This window comes from Actinophytocola sp., assembly GCF_035762905.1.
Taxonomy (GTDB): Bacteria; Actinomycetota; Actinomycetes; order Mycobacteriales; family Pseudonocardiaceae; genus DASYTH01.
Window position 1 is genome coordinate 59,925 of sequence record NZ_DASUCC010000028.1, and the last position, 16,028, is coordinate 75,952.

The following is a 16,028-nucleotide window of genomic DNA, read 5'->3' on the forward strand; positions in this document are numbered from 1 at the left end:
GACGGACCGGTGACCTGGGCCCCGACCGAGCCCACTATTCATCACCATCTCGGCGATGTGCACCCTGGTTTCCCCGAATACACCCAGATAGACGGCTCGGAACACCGTCGACGGGTGACAGGGGTAACCCTGATGACCCACCGTGATGACATCCGAGCGGGTGAGCACCGGTAGGTAGCTCTACTCATTTCCGGGATCGACCGGCTCCGGTGAACCACCGTGACCGTCCGACCGGCATGTGCACCTCTCACGATCAACTCGGTGCCGCCGAGCTGGTGCGGCTGGCCCGCGACTCGGACCAGGTGGCCTGGTCCGAGCTGGTGCGCCGGTTCGCCCCGATGCTCTGGCGGGTGGCCGCGGCGTACCGGTTGGACGCCGCCGACGCCAAGGACGTCTGTCAGAGCACCTGGTGCGCCCTCGCCGCGCACCTGCCCCGGCTGCGCCATCCGGACCGGCTGGCCGGCTGGCTGGTCACCACGGCCCGGCGCGAGGCGGTCCGGCTGCACCGGCGCGAGCCGTGGCCCGGCCCGGCGCCGGAGACCGCCGACCCCCGGCCCGAGCACCGGCCGGAGTCCCGGGCGCTGCGCAGTGCCCGGGACCGGCTGCTGTGGCGGGCCTTCGCCGGACTGCCGGACCGCTGCCAGCGGCTGCTCGGCCTGCTCGCGCACGCTCCCGAGCTGAGCTATGCGCAACTGGCCGGGGCGGTCGGGCTCAAGGCCGGCAGCGTCGGCCCGGCCCGTGGCCGCTGCCTGCACGAGCTGCGCCGGCACCTGGCCGGACTCGGCCTGGAGCTCCCATGAGTACCGAGGACCGGGAGCTGCTGGCCGCGCTGGCCGAGCTGCTGCTCCGGTGCGACCCGGTGCCGCCGGAGCTGGTCAACCCACCAGCTTGTGCAGCCGCTCGATCGCCTCGTCCAGCACCGTGTCCCGTTTGCAGAAACCGAACCGGATGATGTGCCGCCAGGGCTCCGGGTGATCGGTGAACACCTGCACCGGCACGGCCGCCACGCCGATCCGCTCGGGCAGCACCCGGCACAGCTCGGCGCCGTCGGCGAACCCGAGCGGGCGCACGTCGGCGCAGACGAAGTAGGTGCCGGCGCACTGGTAGACCTCGAAGCCCGCCTCGGCCAGGCCCCGGGACAGCCGTTCCCGCTTGCCGGCCAGCTCGTCGCGCAGCCCCGCCACCCAGGCCGACTCGTTGCGCAGTGCGTAGGCCACGGCCGGCTGGAACGGGCCGCCGCCGACGAAGGTGAGGAACTGCTTGACCGCCCGCACGGCGGCGATCAGGTGCGCCGGGCCGCACGCCCAGCCGATCTTCCAGCCGGTGCAGTTGAACATCTTGCCGGCGCTGGAGATGGTCAGCGTCCGCTCGGCCATCCCGGGCAGGGTGCACAGCGGGACGTGCTCGATGCCGTCGTAGACCAGCACCTCGTAGACCTCGTCGGAGATCGCGATCAGGTCGTGCTCGACGCACAGCCGCGCCACCGCGGTCAGCTCGTCCCGGGTGAACACCGTGCCGGTGGGGTTGTGCGGGGTGTTCAGCAGCAGCGCCTTGGTGCGCGGCCCGATCGCGGCCCGCAGCGCGTCCAGATCCAGCCCGAACCGGCCGGTGGCGTCCGGGACCAGCGACACCACCCGGCGGGTCGCCCCGGCCAGCGCGACCGACGCCGCGTAGGAGTCGTAGTACGGCTCGACCAGCACCACCTCGTCACCGGACTGGACCAGACCGAGCAGCGCGGCGGCGATCGCCTCGGTCGCCCCGACGGTGACCAGCACCTCGGTGGCCGGGTCGTAGACGGTGCCGTAAACCGTCCGCTGCTCGGCGATGGCCGCGCGCAGCTCGGGGCGTCCCGGTCCGGGCGGGTACTGGTTCTGCCCGGCCGCGATCGCCCGGCGGGCCTCCTCCAGCATCTGCGGCGGGCCGTCGGTGTCCGGCGAGCCCTGGCCGAGGTTGACCGCGTCGTTGGCGATGGCCAGCACGTTGATCTCTTCGAAGATCGTCGAGACGAACGGCTGGAGGCGGGGGATCAGCGCGGTTGGGGGCACGTTGAGAAATCCTCACGGACAATGGGGCTGTGCAGCAACTGACCGCGTCATCCGATGCGCATGACGTCGTGCCGGTACCGGCCCCCACCCGCCCCGGCCGGCTCGAGCCGGTACCGGACGAGCAGGAGAAACGCCGCGCGCTGCGGAAGATGAAGCTGGTCGCGCTGTCCTTCCTACTCGGCGCCACGCTGATCTTCCTGCTCAGCACGCTGTGGCAGTCGGCAGGCGCGCCGGGCTGGGTCGGCTACCTGCGGGCCGCCGCCGAGGCCGGCATGGTGGGCGCGCTGGCCGACTGGTTCGCGGTCACGGCGCTGTTCCGGCACCCGCTCGGCATCAAGATCCCGCACACGGCGATCATCCCGAACCGCAAGGACGCGCTCGGCGACAGCCTCGGTGAGTTCGTCGGCACCAACTTCCTGTCCGAGCAGGTGGTCCGCAACCGGCTGCGCAACGTCGGCGTGGCCCGGCGGCTCGGCGGCTGGCTGGCCGCGCCGGACAACGCCGAGCGGGTCACCTCGGAGCTCGCCACGATGGTGCGCGGCCTGATGACCGTGCTGCGCGACGAGGACGTGCAGGCGGTGCTCGAGCAGGCGGTGGTCCGCCGGGTGGTCGAGATCCCGTGGGGGCCGCCGCTCGGCAAGCTGCTGACCGGCGTGTTCGCCGACCGGTCCCACCACAAGCTGGTCGACCTGCTCTGCGACCGGGCCTACGAGTGGGTCAAGGACAACCACGGCACCGTGCTGGGCGTGGTGTCCGACCGGGCCCCGACCTGGTCGCCGAAGTTCGTCGACGCGATGGTCGCGGACAAGGTGTACGGCGAGGTGCTGTCCTTCGCCTGGGCGGTGAAGACCGACGTGAACCACCCGATGCGTACGGCGGTGGACCGGTTCCTGATCGAGTTCGCCAGGGATCTGCAGACCGACCCGACCACCATGGAGCGGGCCGAGCAGGTCAAGCACCAGGTGCTCGAGCACCCCGAGGTGCAGAACCTGATCGGCGCCACCTGGTCGACGGCCAAGCGGATGCTGCTGGACGCCGCCGAGGACCCGTCCAGCGAGCTGCGTCGGCGGGTCCGGGACGGCCTGATCACGCTGGGCACCCGGCTGGTCGAGGACCCGACGTTGCGGGAGAAGGTGGACGGCTGGGTGGAGGGCGCGGCCGCCTACGTGGTGCTCAACTACCGGGACGAGATCACCACGCTGATCACCGACACGGTGGCCCGCTGGGACGCCGAGGAGACCGCGCGCAAGGTCGAGCTCCAGGTGGGCCGGGACCTCCAGTTCATCCGGATCAACGGAACCGTGGTCGGCGCCATGGCCGGGTTGTTGATCTACACGGTGGCCCAGTTGATCATCTAGCTACTCACAGAGTGTATAGACACGAGGAATAGCGCGCCCTACGCTGTGCGCATGTCGATCGGGCACACGCTGCTGGGGCTGCTGGAGAGCGGGCCGCGGCACGGGTACGACCTCAAGCGTGCCTACGACGAGCGGTTCGGGCACGACCGGCCGCTGCACTACGGACAGGTCTACGCCACGCTGTCCCGGCTGCTGCGCAACGGCCTGGTCGAGGAGAACGGCATCGAGCCCGGCGGCGGGCCGGACCGCAAGCGGTACGCGATCACCGACGACGGGGTCACCGACGTGGTGCGCTGGCTGGCCACGCCCGAGAAACCCGACCTCTACCTGCAGAGCACGCTCTACACCAAGGTCGTGCTCGCGCTGATGACCGGCCGCAGCGCCGCCGAGGTGCTCGACTCCCAGCGCACCGAGCACCTGCACGCGATGCGCACGTTCACCGCCCGCAAGCGCGGCGGCGACCTGGCCGACCAACTGGTGTGCGACCACGCGCTGTTCCATCTCGAGGCGGATCTGCGCTGGCTGGAGCTCACCGCGGCCCGGCTGGACGAGCTGCGCAGACAGGTGGGTAGATGACCATGACCCAGTCCCCGCCCGAGTACCTGCTGTGCGGCCGCGACCTGCACAAGTCGTTCGGCCCGACGGTGGCGCTGGCCGGGGCCGGGCTCGCGCTGGCCGCCGGCGAGGTGGTCGCCGTCATGGGCCCGTCCGGGTCCGGCAAGTCCACCCTGCTGCACTGCCTGGCCGGGATCATCCAGCCGGACGCCGGCAGCGTGGTCTACCGCGGCCAGACCCTGTCCGCCCTCCCGGACGGGCCGCGCAGTGCCTTACGCCGCACCGAGTTCGGCTTCGTGTTCCAGTTCGGCCAGCTGGTGCCCGAGCTGACCTGCCTGGAGAACGTGGCGCTGCCGCTGCGGCTCGGCGGCATGAGCCGCCGGCCGGCCGAGCAGGCGGCCCGGGACTGGCTGGCCCGGCTGGAGGTCGCCGACGTGGCCGGGCAGCGGCCCGGCGACGTGTCCGGCGGTCAGGGTCAGCGGGTGGCGGTGGCCAGGGCGCTGGTCACCCAGCCGCGGGTGATCTTCGCCGACGAACCGACCGGCGCGCTCGACTCGCTCAACGGCGAGCGGGTGATGACCCTGCTGATCGACGCGGCCCGGCAGACCCACGCGGCCGTGCTGCTGGTCACCCACGAGCCGAGGGTGGCCGCCTACTCCGACCGTGAGGTGGTGGTACGGGACGGGAAGTCCCGGCAGTGGGACCTGGAACAGGTCGGTCTTTCGGGGTGAGGACCAATCAGGGGGAAGGCGCGCCGCCTCGGGGTCGGCGCGCCTGGCCCGCCCAGTGGGTGGGCGACCTGCGCTTGGGGGTCCGGCTGGCCGTCGGGGGCGGCCGGACCTCCAAGACAGGTGTCGCGCGGCTGGCGCTCGGCACCATCGGCATCGGCCTCGCGGTCGCGATCCTGCTGGTCGGTGCCTCGGCCGGGCCGATGTTCGCCGCGCGGGACGCCCGCGCCGCCGCCCAGATCCCGACCTCCGGCCCGGTGGCCGGCGTCGACCCGCTGTACCTGAAGTACTTCACCACCCAGTTCCGGGGCCATTCGCTGGCCGGCAACTTCACCACCCCGGCCGGACCCCGCCACCCGATGCCGCCGGGCCTGACCCGGCTGCCGGGGGACGGCGAGATCGTGCTCTCCGCGGCGCTGGCCGAGCTGCTCGCCAGTCCGGAAGGGGAGCTGCTGCGACCCCGGTTCCCGCAGCGGGTGATCGGGACGATCGGCCGGGACGGGGTGAGCGACGCGGCCACGCTGAGCTTCTACGCCGGCGTCGGAGACCTGGACCAGACCAATGCCCAGCCGGTGTACGGCTTCGGCGCGGGTTTCATCGACCCGGTCCCGGCTCAGCTGGTCGTGCTGCTGGTGATCGGCACGGTGGTGCTGCTGGTGCCGGTGTTCGTGTTCATCGCCACCAGCGCCCGGGTGGCCGGCGCCGAGCGGGACCGCCGGCTGGCCGCGCTGCGGCTGGTCGGCGCGGACGCGCGGCAGGCAAGGCGGATCGCCGCCGCGGAGTCGCTGGTCGCCGCGCTGACCGGGCTGGTCTTCGGGGTGGCGCTGTTCCTGCTGTTCCGGGCGGCGCTCGGCAGCATCCCGGTGCTCGGGGTGCGGCCGTACCCGAGCGACGTGTCCCCGCCGTGGCCGCTGGTGCTGCTGATCGTGCTGGTGGTTCCCGGGCTGGCCGTGCTGACCGCGCAGTTCGCCCTGCGGCGCACGATCATCGAGCCGCTCGGCGTGGTGCGCCGGGGCCGGCCGGTCCGCCGCCGACTGTGGTGGCGGCTGGTCCCGGTACTGCTCGGGCCGGTGCTGCTGCTCGGCCAGGGCGAGGTGACCGGCCCGAGCGAGCAGTGGATCCCGGCGGTCGTTGCCGGTGCCGTGCTGATGCTGATCGGCATCCCGGCGCTGCTGCCGTGGTTGCTGGAACGCGTGGTCGGCCGGGTGCACGGCGGCCCGCCGTCGGCCCAGCTCGCGGTGCGCCGATTACAACTGGACAGCGGCACCCCGGCCCGCGTGGTCGGTGGCGTCGCGGTGGTGCTTGCCGGCGCCATCGCCCTGCAGGCGGTGCTCTCCTCGCAGACCGACCGGTACGCCATCGACACCTACCTGGCCCAGTTCACCAACCGGCTCGTGGTCCACATCGACGACGTCGACGGCGCCGAGGCCACCGACCGGATCAGGTCGGTGCCGGGCGTGACCGACGTCGAGACCGCCCAGCAGGTGTTGGTCCGGACCCGGATCGGCGAGTTCACCGTGGTCATCGTGGACTGCCCGGTGCTGCTGCGGCACCGCGCCGTCGAGCGGTGCGCCGACGGCGACGTGTTCGGCGACCCGTCGGTCCCGCTCACGCCGGGTCAGTCCGTGCAGCTGGCCGATATCAACCGGCCGAGCGGATCCGGTGGCGTCCGGTGGACCATCCCGCGCGACATCCAGCCGATCCAGGGCCCCGCGACCTGGACCCTGTTCGACCGGTATCTCGGCGTGCTTGTGCTCACCCCGGGCGCGTTGCACGGGTTGCCGGTTCCGGGTTCGAGCACCTTCGTCGTGGCCGTGGTCGATTCGGCGGTTCCCGACGTCGTCGACCACGTGCGCAACGCAATGGCCCCGTACGCCTGGCGGGCGCGGGTCCAGCCCGAACAGGACGTGGTGCGGTTCCCGGCGGAGGTGCAGGTCTTCGAGCTGATCCGCAATGCCCTGCTCGGCGGCGCGCTGTTCACCCTGCTGCTCGCCGGAGTGAGCATGCTGGTGCTGGCGCTGGAGCAGGTGCGCGAGCGGCGCCGGCCGCTGGCCGCGCTGGTCGCGACCGGGGTTCCGACCGCGACGCTTGCCCGGTCGCTGTTATGGCAGCACACGATCCCGGTGCTGGTCGGCGTGGCCGTGGCCGTGGTCTGCGGAACCGGGCTGGCCGCGCTGGTGTTCGGGCTGCTCGGCCAGCCGTTCGACATGGACTGGCCGAGCGTGCTGCTGTTCTCCGGCACGGCCGCCGCGCTGGTCCTGGTGGTCACCGGGCTGACCCTGCCGACGCTGCGCGGCGCGACCCGGCAGGCCGCGCTGCGCAGCGAGTAGCGGCTCAGGTCACGTCGCGGCGCACCGCGAGCACCGTGCCCAGCACCGCGAACACCAGGGCGTAGCCGACCAGCAGCAGCCCGCCCTGCCACGGTTCGAGCAGGTCGACGGACGGGACGAAGGTGCCGGTCAGCGCGTTGTTCGCGCCGCCGGGAAGCCACTTGTAGTAGTCCCGGACCACCGGCACGGCCGACACGATCTGCTCGACAAGGAACAGGTACACCAGCGCCCCGACCACGGCGGCGATCTGGTTGCGGATCAGGGCGCCGACGCCGACCCCGAGCAGCGCGTACACCGCGACCGAGGCGGCCACGCCGAACAGCACGGCCGGGATGCCGTTCTCGGTCAGCGTCAGCTCGATGTCCTTGGCCGAGGTCCAGGGCAGCGCGATGGCGATCGCCGCCGCGATGGTGAGGATGCCGTAGCCGACGCCGGTGACCGCGTAGCCGAGCAGCTTGGCGCTGATCACCCGGCCGCGCCGGGGCGTGGCCAGGAACGTCGGGGTCGCGGTCTGGTGCCGGAACTCGCCGGTGACCGCGATGATCCCGAGGATCAGCGCGAAGATCCCGGCCGCGCTGGCCGAGCTGAACAGGTTGCGCTGTCCCTCCGGAGTGGACAGCGGCGGCACCGGGTTGCCCTCCTGCCCCTCGAACCCGATCGTCAGGCTGACGAACAACGCGGTGAACCCGAGCGCGCCGAGCAGCAGCCACAGCCACAGCTTGGTGCTGAACAGCTTGCCGAACTCGGCCTGGACCAGCCGGGTCATGCCGCCACCTCGCAAGCTCGGTGCCGGCTGACCCCGCCGCTTCGCACGCTCGGCGCCAGGGCCGATATCGATGATTCGCTCGCAAGCTCGCTCATTGTGCGGTTCCCCCCTCAACGGAGCCGAAGTGCTCGACCGCCCCGGCCTCACCGGTCAGGGCGAAGAAGATCTCCTCCAGATCGCTGCGCTCGGTGGCCAGCTCGTGCAACTCGATCCGCTCGGTGAAGGCGATGTGGCCGACCTCGGCGGTGGTCGGCCCGATCACCCGCACGGCTCCGTCCGGCAGCTTGGTCAGCTCGGCCTTGCCGTCCAGCGCGGTAACCAGCCGGTCGATCTCCGGGCTGCGCACCAGCACGGCGTGCCCGTGGTGCTCGGCCAACTCGTCGAGCTTGCCCTGCCGGACCAGCGTGCCCCTGTTGATGATCACGACGTGGTCCACGGTCTGCTCGACCTCGCTGAGCACGTGGCTGGACACCAGGATGGTCCGGCCCTCGCCGGCCAGCCGGCGCAGGAACTGCCGCAGCCAGACGATGCCCTCCGGGTCCAGGCCGTTGGCCGGCTCGTCCAGGATCAGCACCTCCGGGTCGCCGAGCAGTGCCGCGGCCAGCCCGAGCCGCTGCCGCATGCCCATCGAGAAGCCCTTGACCTTGCGGTCGGCCGCGCTGCTCAGCCCGACCAGCTCGAGCACCTCGTCCGCGCGCTGCTTGGGAATGCCGCTGACCGTGCAGTAGATCCGCAGGTGGCTGCGGGCGGTGCGGGCCGGGTGGAAGCTCGACGCCTCCAGCAGCGCGCCGACGTTCTTGGGCGGCGTGGTCAGGCCGGCGTACGGCCGGCCGCCGATGGTCGCGCCGCCCGCGGTCGGCGCGACCAGGCCGAGCACGCAGCGCAGGGTGGTCGTCTTGCCGGCGCCGTTCGGGCCGAGGAACCCGGTCACCGTGCCGGGTTCCACCGTGAAGCTCAGGTCGTCCACGGCCTTGACCGTGCCGAACATCTTGGTCAGACCGGATACCTCGATCCGGCCGGACGCGTCAGCCACGGGGTCCTCCCTTCCTGGGGTTGACCGCACCATCCAACACCAGGGGGAACGGAAGATCAGTACACCGCGCGGTTGATTCTGATCATTCGTTGGGATGACGGTCAGCGGGCCAGGTCCCAGAAGGTGCCGGTGTGCCAGGCCGCGCAGATGTTCACGTCCAGCACGAACGCCGCGGCCCGGCCACACTGGCCGGTCCCGGTGCCCGGATCCACCGGCTGGCCGTGGCCCATGCTGGTGATCGTGTAGGTCTGCACGGCGATGCGGCCGGCGGCGTCGCGGTAGACCGCGTGCGGGTAGCCGGCGACGGTGTCCGTCTCGGACGGCGTGGCCGGGATGCCGTGCACGTTGGTCCACTGCTCGACCAGTTCCCGCTGGTTCGCCTGGGCCACGGTGAAGTCGGCGGTGCCGTGCCAGACGGTCATGGTCGGCCACGGCCCGGGGTGCGGGCCGGCCGCGCGGACCAGGTCGCCCCACTGCGCCGCGGTGCGGTCGCGGCCGGGGTTCATGCAGGAGAACGCCTCGATCAGGGCGCCTGCGCACCGGTACGGCAGGCCGGCGACCACCGCGCCGCCGCTGAACAGGTCCGGGTAACCGGCGAGCAGGACCGAGGTCATGGCACCGCCGGCGGACAGCCCGGTCACGGTCACCCGGCCGCGGTCGGCGCCGGTGTCGGTCAGGGTGCGGCGCACCATCTGGGCGACCGACTCGGACTCGCCCTGGCCCCGGCCGGTGTCGGCGTTCTGGAACCAGTTGAAGCAGCGGCCGGCGTTGTTGGCGGTCTGCTGTTCGGGCAGCACCAGGCCGAACCGCCACCGGTCGGCGAGCGCGACCCAGCCGGAGTCGGTGCCGTAGCCGGCGGCGTTCTGGTTGCACCCGTGCAGCGCGACCACCACCGGACGTGCGGTGGGCAGACCGTCCGGAACGTACCGGAACATGCGCAGCGCACCGGGATTGGTGCCGAACCCGGTCACCTCGGTGATGGCGGCCGCGGTGGCCGGGCTGGTGCCGGCGAGCAGGCCGGCGAGCAGGACGATCGGCAGCAGGAGCTTGCGCATGGCCGCACCTCGTTGTGCTGGAACCGTTTTCTCCCACGGTAGGAGCGGACGACCGGTGCAGGACATATGGCCGGGACACGTATTCCGGGCCGCCGGTGTGGTGGCCGGCCACCTCACGACCGCGACCGGCGCGGCCTACCGTCGGTGCATGTTCGCCCGAACCGCCCTACTGGTGACCGCGCTGCTGCTGGCGCCCGTCCCGGCGGCCGCCGCCACCGTCCATTCCGGACACTGTGCGCGGCTGGACCGGCTGCACGTTCCGGGCGCACCGGTGCAGCGCGCCGCCTGCCTGTCCGAGCTGACCACGGCCGGCACGGTCGGGTCCGGGCACACGGTGCCGGCGGACTGGGCCGGCCTCACCGCGGCCGGCCTGCCGCAGCCGTCCGGGGTGCCGGGCATCCAGATCGACGGCTACTTTCTGGACACGTCCACGACGAACCCGAACAACGGCTGGAACCACGACGCCCAGTTCGTGCTGCGCCTGCCGGACCGCTGGACCGGCGGCCTCGTGGTGTCCGGCGCGCCCGGCTCGCGCCGCCAGTACGCCAACGACCGGGCCATCTCGGATGCGGTCCTGGCCCGCGGCTACGCGTTCGCCGCCACCGACAAGGGCAACACCGGCGCCGAGTTCTTCACCGACGGCGCCCGCCCCGGCGACGCGGTGGCCGAGTGGAACACCCGGGTCACCCAGCTCGCGCTGGCCGCCCGCGCCGTGCTGGCCCAGCGCTACGGCCGCCCGCCCGCCCGCACCCTGATGGCCGGCCTGTCCAACGGTGGCTACCTGGTCCGCTGGCAGCTCGAGCGCAACCCGTGGCTGTTCGACGGCGGCGTGGACTGGGAGGGAACCCTCTGGCGGGCGGACGGCCCGAACCTGTTCACGTTCCTGCCGCCTGCGCTGCGCGGCTATCCGGCCGGCGACCACGCCCAACTGCTCGCCGCCGGCTTCGCCCCCGGCTCGGAGTTCCTGTGGGACTTCCACCACCGCGTCTACTGGGACATCACCCAGCGCGCCTACCGCCAGGAGTTCGACCCGTCCTACACCGGAGCCGAGGCCGACTACGACTACGCCGGCCGCCCCGCCGCCGTGCACCAGGCCGTGCACCGGATCTCCCTCACCGGCCGGATCACCCGCCCGCTGATCACCCTGCACGGCACCCTGGACTCCCTGCTGCCCATCTCCCAGTCCTCCGACGCCTACGCCCGGATGGTCGACGACGCCGGCCGCGACCGCCTGCACCGCTACTACCGGATCGAGACCGGCAACCACGTCGACGGCCTGGTCGACACCCATCCCGACCGGCTGCGCCCCATGGCGCCCTGCTTCCTGGCCGCCTTCGACGCCCTGTCCACCTGGCTGCGCGGCCAACCCCCGGTGCCGTCCCGCACGATCGCGCCGAATCTGGCGTGCGCCTTCCGGTGACACCCCCTACGGTGCCCAGGTGCCCGTCACCATCCGCACCCAGCGCCGCGAGGAACTGCCCACCGTCCGCGAGGTGGTCACCGACTCGTTCCAGGATCCGGTCGTCGGCGACCTCGTCGTCACCCTGCAGAACACCTCCGCCGGTGCGGCCGAGCTGTTCTACGTGGCCGACCTCGACGGCGAGATCGTCGGCGCCACCATGCTCACCCGCTCCTGGCTCGACGCTCCGCAACGCCTCGTCGAGGTCCTCGTCCTCAGCCCGGTGGCCGTCCACTCCGCCCACCAACGCCAGGGAGTCGGCTCCGCCCTCATCCGGCACGCCCTCACCCAGGCCGCGCGCACCGTGTTCCCGCTGGTCTTCCTCGAGGGCAACCCGGCCTTCTACGTCCGGTACGGCTTCCAGCCCGCCATCCCGCTCGGCTTCACCAGGCCCTCCGTGCGCATTCCCGACCCCGCCTTCCAGGTGGTCCCGCTGGACGGCTACGAGCCGTGGATGACCGGCGCGGTGGTGTACGCGGATCCGTTCTGGCTGCACGATTGTGTGGGCCTACGCTAGCCCGCCTCTCCGGAATTAACTGCTGTTGTCGCGTTCCGGCGGAAGTGCGGGTTTGGCGGTTGATTGTGGCTGGGTGCCGCCACGGTGCCCCTGAGGTTGCGTTGGGTGGCCCGAGAGTTGTCTCAATGAGGTTCCGCTATGACAACGAGTGCAGGCGCAGGGCCAGTTGGATCTCGAGGGCGCGGTCGGGTCGTTGCCAGTCGTCGCCCAACAATGCCGCGACCCGGTCCAGCCGCTGCACCACCGTGTTCACGTGCACGTGCAGCACGTCCTTCGCGCGGGTGAGGTTTCCGCCGCACTCGAAGTAGGTGCGCAGCGTGTGCACCAGCTCGGTGCCCCGGCGCGCGTCGTAGTCCAGTACCGGGCCGAGGGTCGCCCGGATGTAATCCGCCAGGTTGGTGCGATTGCCGAGCAGCTGTCCCACGAAACCCAGCTCGGACAGCGCGGCGCCGTGGCCGTGGCGGCCCAGGGACAGCAGCGCGCGCAGGCAGCGGGACGCCTCGTCGTGCGCGCCGGCGATGGCGACCGGACCGGCGGCCGGGCCACTGGCGCCGACCGTGACCGCGGTGTCCAAAGTGGACGAAAGCTCGGCGGCGAGCTTGCCGGCGAGCGGGCCGGGGCTGGGATCGGGGGACAGCAGCACGACCCGTTCGGCGTGCACCCCGACCAGCGCGGCGTAGCGGGCGCAGGCCATGGCGAGCCGGCGGCGGGAGACGCCGTCGGTGTGGGCGACCAGCACGGTGTGCGCGGCGGCGAGGTCGATGCCGAGGCGGCGGGCGCGGGCCAGCAGCGCAGCGGGGTTGCGGTCCGGAGTGGTGAGCAGGTCGGCGAGCAACTCGCCGCGGACCTGCTCCTCGGCCTGGGCCACGGAGCGCCGGAGCAGGAACAGCAGCGCGGTGACGACGCTGGCGCGTTCGAACAGCCGGCGGTCGGCGTCGGTGAGCGCGGGGCGGCCGGTGAGCACCAGGCTGCCGAGCAGCTCCGGGCCGGCGAGCACGGCGCACACCCAACCGTCCGAAGTGGACACCGAGCGGCCACTGGAGCGGGCGGCGGCGATGGCGGCGACCGGGGGTGGCATGGGCTCGGCGCCGATCCGGGCGAGCTCGGTGTCGGAGGCGTCGAAGACGATGATGCCGCCGTGCAGCACGTCGGCGACGGCGGCGGCGACCTCGGGAATGTCGCCGCCGCGCAGCACCAGGTCGGCGAGCCGGTCGTGCGCGCTGGCGGCCCGGCGCAGGGCGGCGTTGTGCGCGCTGATCTCGTCCAGCAGCCGGGCGTTGTCCAGGGCCACGGCGGCGTGGTTGGCCAGCGACGACAGCAGCGCGACCTCTTCCGCGGCCCACTCGCGGGGGGCCCGGTCGGCGGCGTACAGCACGCCGATCACCTTCTCCGCCAAGGCGAGCGGGACGCCGAGGATGGCGACCAGGCCCTCCTCCCGGACCGCGGCGTCGATCGGGCCGGTGTGGTGGAACCGGGCGTCGGACATGTAGCCGGCGGTGGCGTACGGGCGCGCGGTCTGCGCCACCAGGCCGCCGAGTCCTTCGCCCATGCCCAGCCGAACCTGTTGGAACAGCGCCGATACCGAGCCCTCGGTGACCCGCATGTAGGTCTTGCCGGCCGGCTCGTCGTTGAGGGTCAGGTAGGACACGTCGGCGCCGAGCAGCATTCTGGCCCGGTGCACGATCGACCGGAGCACCTCGTCCGGGTCGTGCAGCCGGGTCAGATCGCTTGCGGTTTCGAACAACGCGGTCAGGTGGGCCTCGCGCCTGCGGTGCGCGGCGAGCGTGTTCTCGATCCGCAGCGCCAGCTCCCGGGCGCGGGCCAGCCGCTCGCCGCTCGCCTCGGTGGCGAGCAGGTCGAGCAGCTGGCGTACCGCGTCGGATCCGGCGACCACGGCCGTCATGTTGTCAGGTAACCGGTCGCCACATCAGCCCTTGGACGACACGGTGCTGACGGTGTCCCCGGCGGTGTCCCCGGCGGCGCGGGCCGCCGGGAGGTCGGGCGGGGTGCCGTCGCCGAGCGAGCTGCCCCTGGTTTCCCGGGCGACCGCAACCGCGATCACCGTGATCACGCACATTCCGGCCATGTACAGCGACACCGGCACGGTGCTGTCGTAGGCGTTCAGCAGGGCGACCGCGATGATCGGAGCGAGCGCGCCGGCCGCGATCGAGGCCAGCTGGTAGCCGATGGACGCGCCGGAGTAGCGCACCCGGGTGCCGAACAGCTCGGAGAAGAACGCCGCCTGCGGCCCGTACATCGCGCCGTGCAGCACCAGCCCGACGGTGGTCGCCAGGGTGATCACCCAGAACGACTCGGTGTCCAGCAGCACGAAGAAGATGAAGCCCCACACGCCCATGCCGATCGCGCCGAACAGGTAGACCGGTTTGCGGCCGATCCGGTCGGACAGCGCGCCCCACAACGGAATCGTCACCAGGTGCACGCCGGCGGCGATCAGCAGCGCGTTCAGCCCGACCGACCGGGCCAGGCCCAGGCCGGTGGTGAGGTAGACCAGGATGAACGCGGTGATCACGTAGTAGGACATGTTCTCGGCCATCCGGGCGCCCATCGCGATCAGCAGTTGCCGCCAGCTGCGCCGGACCACCTCGACGACCGGCGCGTGCTCCTTGACCGCGTCCGTCCCCGCCCGCTCCGCGGCGGCCAGGAACACCGGCGACTCGGCCACGGACAACCGGATCCACAGCCCGATCACGACCAGCACCGCGGAGAGCAGGAACGGGATCCGCCAGCCCCACGACTCGAACGCGGCGTCGCTCTGCACCGCGGCCAGGATCGCCAGAATCGCCGTGGCCAGCAGGTTTCCGGCCGGCACGCCGGCCTGCGGGAAGGAGGCCCAGAACCCGCGCCTGCGCGGGTCGCCGTGCTCGGACACGATGAGCACCGCGCCGCCCCACTCGCCGCCGAGCGCGAAACCCTGCACCAGCCGCAGCAACGTCAGCAGCAGCGGGGCCGCGACGCCGATCGCGGCATAGGTCGGCAGCAGGCCGATGCCGAACGTGGCCACGCCCATCAGCACCAGGCTGATCACGAGCAACTTCTTGCGCCCCAACCGATCCCCGTAGTGGCCGAACACCAGGCCGCCGATCGGCCGGGCACCGAACCCGATCGCGTAGGTCAGGAAGGCGAGGAGGGTGCCGGTGAGCGGGTCGGAGTTCGGGAAGAACAGTTTCGGGAACACCAGCGCCGCCGCCGAGTTGTACAGGAAGAAGTCGTACCACTCGACGGTGGTGCCGACCATGCTCGCGCCGACCACCTTGGCCAGGTTGCGCCCACGGGTCGGGGTTGGGTTGGTGGACAAGGACATCACCCGCACTTCGTTGGAGGGATGGGTCAGTTCGCGGTCCAGCCGCCGTCGATCGGCAGCGACGCACCGGTGATCGGCGCGGCCGCATCGCCGCACAGCCACAGCACCAGCGCGGCCACCTGCTCGGGCTCGACCAGCCGTTTGATCGCGGTCCGGCTCAGCAGCACCCGCTCGACGACCTCGTCCTCGCTCATGCCGTGCAGGGCCGCCTGGGCCGTGATCTGGTTGGTCACCAGGGGAGTGCGGACGTAGCCGGGGTCGACGCAGTTGCTGGTCACCCCGTGCGGCGCGCCCTCGAGGGCGGCGACCTTGGACAGGCCCTCCAGCCCGTGCTTCGCGGCCACGTAGCCGGCCTTGTAGGCGCTGGCCCGCATCCCGTGCGCGCTGGAGATGTTCACGATCCGCCCCCACCCGCGCGCGTACATGTGCGGCACGCAGCGCCGGATCAGCAGGAACGGCGCGGTCACCATCACCCGTTGCAGCAGGTCGAACATCTGCGGCGGGAACTCGTGCAGCGGCGCGACGTGCTGCAGGCCGGCGTTGTTCACCAGGACGTCGACGGTGTCCGGCAGCGTGTCGACGGCGGCCGGGTCGGCCAGGTCCACCACGTGTGCCCAGCCGTCCACCTCGGCCGCGACCCGCTCGGCGGCCGGGCCGTCCCGGTCCACCACGTGCACCTTTGCCCCCGCCGCGGCCAATGCCCGCACGCAGGCCCCGCCGATGCTGCCGCCGCCGCCGGTGACCAGCGCGGTCCGGCCGGCCAGGTCGTTCGTCATGTCTTGCGACGTTAGGTTTCCCGGCCCGCCTCGACGATGTGGCCGGACCCCACAACCCGGCGCCGGGGTGTGTCGGGTGCGACC

14 protein-coding genes are annotated in these 16,028 nt (G+C 72.2%); 7 read left to right on the plus strand and 7 right to left on the minus strand.

Features of this window, described 5'->3' with window-relative positions:
- Positions 1-236 precede the first annotated feature (236 nt).
- Positions 237-800 (plus strand): sigma-70 family RNA polymerase sigma factor, encoded by a 564-nt coding sequence (locus VFV67_RS03845; RefSeq protein ID WP_326467227.1) that lies wholly within the window; start codon positions 237-239, stop codon positions 798-800.
- Between the two features lie 75 nt (positions 801-875).
- Here the strand turns inward: VFV67_RS03845 and VFV67_RS03850 are convergent, their stop codons facing one another.
- Complete coding sequence (locus tag VFV67_RS03850; RefSeq protein ID WP_326467229.1) at positions 876-2,045, minus strand: pyridoxal phosphate-dependent aminotransferase; 1,170 nt, start codon at positions 2,043-2,045, stop codon at positions 876-878.
- Positions 2,046-2,194: 149 nt separating this feature from the next.
- Between VFV67_RS03850 and VFV67_RS03855 the strand changes: the two genes are divergently transcribed.
- Genes VFV67_RS03855 through VFV67_RS03870 form a run of 4 tightly spaced genes read left to right on the plus strand, consistent with a single transcriptional unit; the run spans position 2,195 to position 7,016 of the window.
- Complete coding sequence (locus VFV67_RS03855) at positions 2,195-3,403, plus strand: DUF445 domain-containing protein (RefSeq protein WP_326467350.1); 1,209 nt, start codon at positions 2,195-2,197, stop codon at positions 3,401-3,403.
- Positions 3,404-3,454: 51 nt separating this feature from the next.
- Positions 3,455-3,979: a PadR family transcriptional regulator gene (locus VFV67_RS03860; protein WP_326467231.1), complete on the plus strand. Its 525-nt coding sequence runs from the start codon at positions 3,455-3,457 to the stop codon at positions 3,977-3,979.
- Positions 3,976-4,689, plus strand: a complete 714-nt coding sequence (locus VFV67_RS03865) for an ABC transporter ATP-binding protein (RefSeq protein WP_326467233.1) — start codon at positions 3,976-3,978, stop codon at positions 4,687-4,689. Before VFV67_RS03860 ends, VFV67_RS03865 begins: the two co-directional genes overlap by 4 nt.
- 59 nt (positions 4,690-4,748) lie before the next feature.
- Entirely contained in the window at positions 4,749-7,016 is a 2,268-nt protein-coding gene (locus tag VFV67_RS03870; RefSeq protein ID WP_326467234.1) for an FtsX-like permease family protein, read from the plus strand.
- 4 nt (positions 7,017-7,020) lie between these two features.
- Here the strand turns inward: VFV67_RS03870 and VFV67_RS03875 are convergent, their stop codons facing one another.
- The 3 genes from VFV67_RS03875 to VFV67_RS03885 all read right to left on the minus strand — a co-directional run bounded on the left by VFV67_RS03875 (position 7,021) and on the right by VFV67_RS03885 (position 9,870).
- Positions 7,021-7,782, minus strand: coding sequence for an ABC transporter permease subunit (locus VFV67_RS03875; protein WP_326467235.1), 762 nt, complete (start codon positions 7,780-7,782; stop codon positions 7,021-7,023).
- A gap of 91 nt (positions 7,783-7,873) precedes the next feature.
- Positions 7,874-8,815, minus strand: a complete 942-nt coding sequence (locus VFV67_RS03880) for an ABC transporter ATP-binding protein (RefSeq protein ID WP_326467237.1) — start codon at positions 8,813-8,815, stop codon at positions 7,874-7,876.
- Positions 8,816-8,916: 101 nt separating this feature from the next.
- Positions 8,917-9,870 (minus strand): PHB depolymerase family esterase, encoded by a 954-nt coding sequence (locus VFV67_RS03885; RefSeq protein WP_326467238.1) that lies wholly within the window; start codon positions 9,868-9,870, stop codon positions 8,917-8,919.
- Positions 9,871-10,018: 148 nt separating this feature from the next.
- Here VFV67_RS03885 and VFV67_RS03890 point away from each other — a divergent pair, with 148 nt between their 5' ends.
- Positions 10,019-11,290, plus strand: a complete 1,272-nt coding sequence (locus VFV67_RS03890; RefSeq protein ID WP_326467240.1) for a tannase/feruloyl esterase family alpha/beta hydrolase — start codon at positions 10,019-10,021, stop codon at positions 11,288-11,290.
- Positions 11,291-11,309: 19 nt separating this feature from the next.
- Entirely contained in the window at positions 11,310-11,846 is a 537-nt protein-coding gene (locus VFV67_RS03895) for an N-acetyltransferase (protein WP_326467242.1), read from the plus strand.
- Between the two features lie 136 nt (positions 11,847-11,982).
- On the opposite strand, the gene VFV67_RS03900 is transcribed toward VFV67_RS03895, so the two are convergent.
- From VFV67_RS03900 to VFV67_RS03910, 3 genes are read right to left on the minus strand one after another with little or no spacing between them, the layout of a single operon-like run.
- On the minus strand, positions 11,983-13,749 hold the full coding sequence (locus tag VFV67_RS03900) for a helix-turn-helix domain-containing protein (RefSeq protein ID WP_326467244.1): 1,767 nt from the start codon (positions 13,747-13,749) through the stop codon (positions 11,983-11,985).
- A gap of 24 nt (positions 13,750-13,773) precedes the next feature.
- Entirely contained in the window at positions 13,774-15,168 is a 1,395-nt protein-coding gene (locus tag VFV67_RS03905; RefSeq protein ID WP_326467246.1) for an MFS transporter, read from the minus strand.
- 26 nt (positions 15,169-15,194) lie between these two features.
- Positions 15,195-15,944, minus strand: a complete 750-nt coding sequence (locus VFV67_RS03910; protein ID WP_326467248.1) for a 3-hydroxybutyrate dehydrogenase — start codon at positions 15,942-15,944, stop codon at positions 15,195-15,197.
- Between the last annotated feature and the right edge of the window lie 84 nt (positions 15,945-16,028).

Excerpts from the sequence above, each read along its gene's own strand:
- VFV67_RS03845 (WP_326467227.1), top strand. The coding sequence starts at position 237 with ATGTGCACCTCTCACGATCAACTCGGTGCCGCCGAGCTGGTGCGGCTG.
- VFV67_RS03855 (WP_326467350.1), top strand. The coding sequence starts at position 2,195 with ATGAAGCTGGTCGCGCTGTCCTTCCTACTCGGCGCCACGCTGATCTTC.
- VFV67_RS03860 (WP_326467231.1), top strand. The coding sequence starts at position 3,455 with ATGTCGATCGGGCACACGCTGCTGGGGCTGCTGGAGAGCGGGCCGCGG.
- VFV67_RS03865 (WP_326467233.1), top strand. The coding sequence starts at position 3,976 with ATGACCATGACCCAGTCCCCGCCCGAGTACCTGCTGTGCGGCCGCGAC.
- VFV67_RS03875 (WP_326467235.1), bottom strand. The coding sequence starts at position 7,782 with ATGACCCGGCTGGTCCAGGCCGAGTTCGGCAAGCTGTTCAGCACCAAG.
- VFV67_RS03885 (WP_326467238.1), bottom strand. The coding sequence starts at position 9,870 with ATGCGCAAGCTCCTGCTGCCGATCGTCCTGCTCGCCGGCCTGCTCGCC.
- VFV67_RS03890 (WP_326467240.1), top strand. The coding sequence starts at position 10,019 with ATGTTCGCCCGAACCGCCCTACTGGTGACCGCGCTGCTGCTGGCGCCC.
- VFV67_RS03900 (WP_326467244.1), bottom strand. The coding sequence starts at position 13,749 with ATGACGGCCGTGGTCGCCGGATCCGACGCGGTACGCCAGCTGCTCGAC.
- VFV67_RS03905 (WP_326467246.1), bottom strand. The coding sequence starts at position 15,168 with ATGTCCTTGTCCACCAACCCAACCCCGACCCGTGGGCGCAACCTGGCC.
- VFV67_RS03910 (WP_326467248.1), bottom strand. The coding sequence starts at position 15,944 with ATGACGAACGACCTGGCCGGCCGGACCGCGCTGGTCACCGGCGGCGGC.